Below are 5,180 nucleotides of genomic sequence, written 5' to 3'. Positions count from 1 at the left end.
TTTATTAATTTATAAACATTAATAAAGTGCCTTATAACTCTTTACAGGTAACACCTTCAAGTACTGTAGTAAGCTCTTTTTTAGGATAGTAAAGCTCGCATTGGTTATTACGTAGTTGCAAAATAAACTTCTCAGATTTTATATTATGCGCGCCCATAATTACTCTGCCATCAGACCCTTTACTCATTGCATGATCAATTAGCAGTTCGCTACGTTTAGTAAATACCGAATCGGCAAGTGTTACTAATGTGCCTCCCTTAGCTTGTTGAATTGCCTGTTGTAGTGTTGTAATAACGCTGGGATTAACGCTCGTTAATATAGCGGGTTTAGCAGGCTCACTATCTACACTTTGGCATCCGCCTAAAGCGAGCAAGGTGGCTAATGGGAGTAATAATTTAGCCATTACCTTTCCTCACCCAGCGTTGGCCAAGTTAAGTCCATATTACGCTGGGTAAATTGTACCGGCATATTTAAAGGAATGAGAGATTCACGAGAGCTTGAAAAATTAGCTGGTTCTGCTTTTGCAGCAGCCGTTCTAACTGGACAACTGCCATTTTCAACATGAAATAATGCGGTGGCTAAAACGGCCTCGTCACTGTCGCCTAACTGATGATCAAAGTCGTCCTCAATTTCACAACCTTGAACATCAGCATCAAATTGTGGAGTAGGGGTTGGTGTAAAACCCGCAGCGTATTCGCCAAATCCTTTGCTATTTACGCCACTAAACTGAATAGTGTAATAGGTTGTTGCGCAGTTATGAGTTGGGGTAAAGCCATAGGGCTTACCGCAGGTTGTGTCGCCAATTAAAATAACTTCTGCGTCTATACCTTTTAAACCATTAATAAAAGCTTCTGATGCCGAACAGGTGCCTGATGTGCTTAATACATAAACCTTTGATAGGTTTAAATCAGGTAGGTTTTCACCTGTGCTAAAAAAAGTAGAGTAATCTATTTCTTCATCAATAAATGGAAAAGGCGAATCAACAGGTTGTTTATCGTTTTGTTGAGTTTGATAATAAAAGCGGTTGTTAACGTTGGCATTACCGGCAACCATATAAGCTAATTGTGCCGACAGTGCTAATAAACCACCACCGTTATATCTAAAGTCGATTACAAGCTCATCAATACCATCGGTTTTAAACTTATTTACCGCATCAATAAGTCCTTCTTGGGCAATGCTTATATGGCTATTAAATTGCATGTAACCCACGCTTGAACCATTTGCGGTTGTAATCGTTTTAACATTTTGAACAGGTGTTTGTTCAATATTACCAGCGGTTACATTAAATGTTTTTTCGGCGCCATCGTTACTGCGTACAACAATAGTATGTGAGTCGCCGTTAGTAGGACTAAATAAACCTTCGTTAAGCGTATCTACACCCGACTCTGTATTGGTATTAATGCTAACACCGTCAACTGAAAGTACAGTATCACCACGTTGAAAGCCTATTTGGCTTGCAGGTGAATCATCTTCAAGATAAGCGACGCGTAAAATACGGTCGGCTGTATCGCCAATAAACGCCCAATTTATACCGTAACCAGAAGTAACGCCCGATTGCGCTTCTTGAAAGTAATCTTCAGTAGGTTCTGAAAAATGAAAGTTATCTTTTTTTGCCCCTGAGTCGGTAAGCTGCTCTGTTTTTAATTGAGCGAAGTAATCGGCTACTGTTGTAAAGCTTTCAGGGTCGTTATCGGCAATCTCATCATACCAAAGGTAGGTTTCGTCGCTCCAAGAGCGAAGCCAGAGCTTTTCATAAAGGGCAGAACCCGCTTGATCTGGGTAGGGGTTGTTGTTATTAAAGGGATCGTTATCCGTACGAGGGGTTTCGCAAAAGTTTTTTAAATCGTTAGAGGGCTCAAATACCGCCGCTGTCCATGTTGGGCTGCTACTAACAGGTGTTGTAACTACAGGAGCAGAGTCGATACCGCCTCCGCCGCCACAACCCGTTAAAGCAAAGCCCGAAAGTGCTGCAAAAATGGCAAGCGAGGTTTTATTATTTTTAAACATAGTTAAGGACTTTCTGTAAATAAGTTGTTTAAAATATTACAACACTCGCTCGTTTATTCAACATTTATAACTTTGATTTATGTAAATGAGTGTTAAAGCTTAGAGCTTGCTCGCACTACTTGTATCTGCAAATGCTTGCTTTTTCCACGCATTAAATAACTTTTGCTGTTTATCAGAGATTTTTAAACCGTATGTTTTCTGCATGTAAGCGTAAGTGTCGGCTATACGTTTACGTGCATAGACAGGCGGTTCAACTACACGTTGCTTAAAGTTTACTTTTACTTCGCAGCGACCATACTGTGTGGCGTTTTCGCTAAGCATGCCAAAACGATAATTAGAGCGATCGGCATTAATTTCGCCAATAGCTGGCGCTAAGTTATTTATATCAGCTTCCATTTTTCTAAATTTAGCACTTACTTTACGGCAGTTTTTACGTCCGCCATCTTGCCAACATTGTAGCTGATGACCAAATTCCCACGCCGGAACAATATGTTCCCATTCAATACGTAGTGCTCGTACATTTACTTTGCCTGAGCGGGTAAGTGTATTTCGAGGAATGTAACCACAGTTAGAAGGATCAGGAATGAGTTTTTTGCCTTCTTTTTTAATATCACAACCGCAGTAAATACTTTTGGCGTTGTCAGGGAGGGTTTTAATTAAATGTCTTTTAGCCGTTGAAAAACGGGTAAATTGTTCGGCAGATACCGAAAAACACACACAACAAGCCAGTAAGGCCAGAATAAATCGAGTCATATCCATCACAAATGTGAACTACAGGAACAGGCAGTTTAAAGCCTTGAAGATAAAAGATAAAGTTAACTTAAGGCCTGCACTTATATTACTAAAAAGTGTCCGATTAATTTTTTATTCAAAGTTATTTTCACTATTCATTTATTTCTTACTATTTATCGTATTTTAACCACACAAGATTATACGTTAAGGAGTATGCTTAAAGCTTACTCAATATGGGGATTTGGATTGCAAATGAAATTTGTTGATTATTATGCAGTGCTCGGAATATCGCCTGATGCAGACGATAAAGCGGTTAAAGTAGCTTATAAAAAATTAGCCAGAAAATATCACCCAGATGTAAGCAAAGAGCCTCAAGCAGAAGATAAGTTTAAAGAAATAGCAGAAGCTTACGAAGTCATTCATAACAAAGAAGAACGCACTAAATACGACGAGTTACGTCGTCATCAACAAAATCGTGCTCGTCAACAGCAAGGTAATTATGGTGGTAACAATGCCTCATCGCAAAGTAATTATCAGCAAAGCGATCCTCAAACCGATCAAGAGTTTTCTGATTTTGTTAATTCAATGTTTGGCGGCGCCGGTGGATTCAATCGTTCCGGGCAGAGCAGAAGTAACGCCGCTCGCGCGCAAAAAGGACAAGATGTGGAAATAGAGTTCCCGATTTTTCTTGAAGAGACTTTAGTTGATACCGTTAAGCCTGTTGAGTTTATGTTACCGCAGCGAGATAGTAGTGGTCGTGTCTCTGAAATTAAAAAATCACTTAAAGTGAAAATTCCCGCAGGCTCAGTAAATGGCGAACGAATTCGACTAAAAGGGCAAGGCGGATTAGGGTCAGCGAACGGGCAAAATGGCGACTTGTACTTACAAATTAGTTTAGTGCCCCACCCATTATTTGATGTTGAAGGTCATAACCTAAATATAGTCGTCCCTCTTGCACCATGGGAAGCGGCTCTTGGTACAAAAATAAATTTACCTACGTTGGCAGGCAAAATCCAATTAACTATTCCATCTAATAGTCAGTCTGGCCAACGCTTGCGTATTAAAGGCAAGGGATTAATGAGTAAAAAAGCCAAAGGTGATTTATTTGCTGTGCTTAAAATTGTTAATCCAACATCTGTTGATGATACCAGTAAAAAACTGTGGGAAGAATTAGCCGAAAAAGCTCACTTTGATCCCCGTAATAACTGGAGCAAGCCATAATGCAAATTATCGTGACACAAAAAGATGATTTACTTACTAGCAAAGAGCTATGTTTGAGTAGTGATATTAGCGAAGCAATTTTATATGAGCTAGTTGAGCACAATATTGCGGTTCCAATTGAGGGGAAGCATGTTACGCAGTGGCAATTTACGGTATCTGCAGTGACCTTAGTTAAAAAAGCGGCCCGTATTCAACATGACTTTTCGTTAGATTGGTCGGCAATAGCTTTAGTTTTACAATTGCTGGATGAGCGTGATGAGTTGATTTTCGAAAACGAAATGTTAAAGCGACATTTGAGTCGATTTAAACACTTGGAATAAAATCTGCCCTTGGGTACTTCCTAGGGCTTATTTACTCTTTGGTGAGAGTGCGCTAGTTCTTAAAAATCAATATGACTACTTTGATTTATTCTTACTTTTAATTCGGATAAATCGTTTTAGTCGTATGTTTTGCATAAGTAGTAATATTCCACTTAGGCAAAAAAGTACGCTGGTTGCTGCAAAACTAATAAGCAGCGGATTATTAAAATCCTCTCGCTCATCGTAATCCATAATATGTAACATCCAAAAAAAGTCGAAAATTCGCCATAGTGTGCTGCGAACGGTGACAACTCTGCCGTTATTTTCTGACAAGTACAGTGTTGTGTTAAATGTGTCGTCAAATTGTACCTGCCAAACATTGGTTTTATATCCAACTTCTCGCATACCTTGCTTTAGCAGTACAGCGCTTGTCACTTGAGCATCAATAAGTAGGTGTGCTTTAGCATTTGCGGTAATTTGTATTTTAGTTGGCGGCTCAAAAGGCCGGCCTGTTATACCGTTAAAGCTTTGCTGTTCATCTTTATTTATTACTGTAATTATAGGTGTGGTTAAAAAGTTCTCAAAAATTATTTGTGTTGGATTAACCACCTGAGATGCAATATCGTTAAGGGAGGCAACATAATCAGCCTGCGTAAATGGGTTATTAAGAGTACGTGTTGCAAGATGCTCCCCATGAACTTTATCAAGAGGAATAGCGCTCATGACTAAACCGCCTAATAGCCAAGCTAAAATTTGTAATGTGAGCAAATAACCGAGCCATTTATGTAACTTGCGAGCATACTTAAATATTTTTTTATTCATGTTTTAGTCTTATTATTTTTAGAGGCTAGTTTATTACATTAATGGGATTAGTTACTGCGACATTTTGTCGCAGTTTAAACTATAGCTTACTGTAATCAT

General features: G+C 39.1%; 6 protein-coding genes. 2 read left to right on the top strand and 4 right to left on the bottom strand.

Annotated features, from left to right (window positions below):
- Window positions 1–31: 31 nt before the first annotated feature.
- The 3 genes from GQR46_RS15725 to GQR46_RS15715 form a co-directional block, all read right to left on the bottom strand.
- Window positions 32–403 carry a hypothetical protein gene (locus GQR46_RS15725; RefSeq protein WP_002959634.1) on the bottom strand — a complete coding sequence of 124 codons (372 nt, stop codon included), beginning with the start codon at window positions 401–403 and terminating at the stop codon, window positions 32–34.
- Window positions 403–2,007, bottom strand: a complete 1,605-nt coding sequence (locus tag GQR46_RS15720) for a S41 family peptidase (protein ID WP_165741424.1) — start codon at window positions 2,005–2,007, stop codon at window positions 403–405. Before GQR46_RS15720 ends, GQR46_RS15725 begins: the two co-directional genes overlap by 1 nt.
- Window positions 2,008–2,106: 99 nt before the next feature.
- Window positions 2,107–2,760: an endonuclease gene (locus GQR46_RS15715; protein ID WP_029751433.1), complete on the bottom strand. Its 654-nt coding sequence runs from the start codon at window positions 2,758–2,760 to the stop codon at window positions 2,107–2,109.
- Between the two features lie 231 nt (window positions 2,761–2,991).
- On the opposite strand from GQR46_RS15715, the gene GQR46_RS15710 reads away from it, so the two are divergent.
- The gene (locus GQR46_RS15710; protein ID WP_007584935.1) at window positions 2,992–3,960 is read left to right on the top strand and encodes a DnaJ C-terminal domain-containing protein; all 969 of its coding nucleotides are present in this window, start codon (window positions 2,992–2,994) and stop codon (window positions 3,958–3,960) included.
- Window positions 3,960–4,280, top strand: coding sequence for a chaperone modulator CbpM (locus GQR46_RS15705; protein WP_007584937.1), 321 nt, complete (start codon window positions 3,960–3,962; stop codon window positions 4,278–4,280). The genes GQR46_RS15710 and GQR46_RS15705 overlap by 1 nt, the downstream gene beginning before the upstream one ends.
- Before the next feature lie 75 nt (window positions 4,281–4,355).
- Here the strand turns inward: GQR46_RS15705 and GQR46_RS15700 are convergent, their stop codons facing one another.
- A complete protein-coding gene (locus GQR46_RS15700; RefSeq protein ID WP_024591693.1) occupies window positions 4,356–5,081 on the bottom strand; it encodes a membrane protein in 726 nt (241 codons plus the stop codon).
- Between the last annotated feature and the right edge of the window lie 99 nt (window positions 5,082–5,180).

The sequence above is a fragment of the Pseudoalteromonas sp. Z1A6 genome, assembly GCF_011378745.1.
GTDB classification, from domain to species: Bacteria; Pseudomonadota; Gammaproteobacteria; order Enterobacterales; family Alteromonadaceae; genus Pseudoalteromonas; species Pseudoalteromonas arctica.
This window is presented reverse-complemented; position numbering and strand designations above follow the sequence as displayed.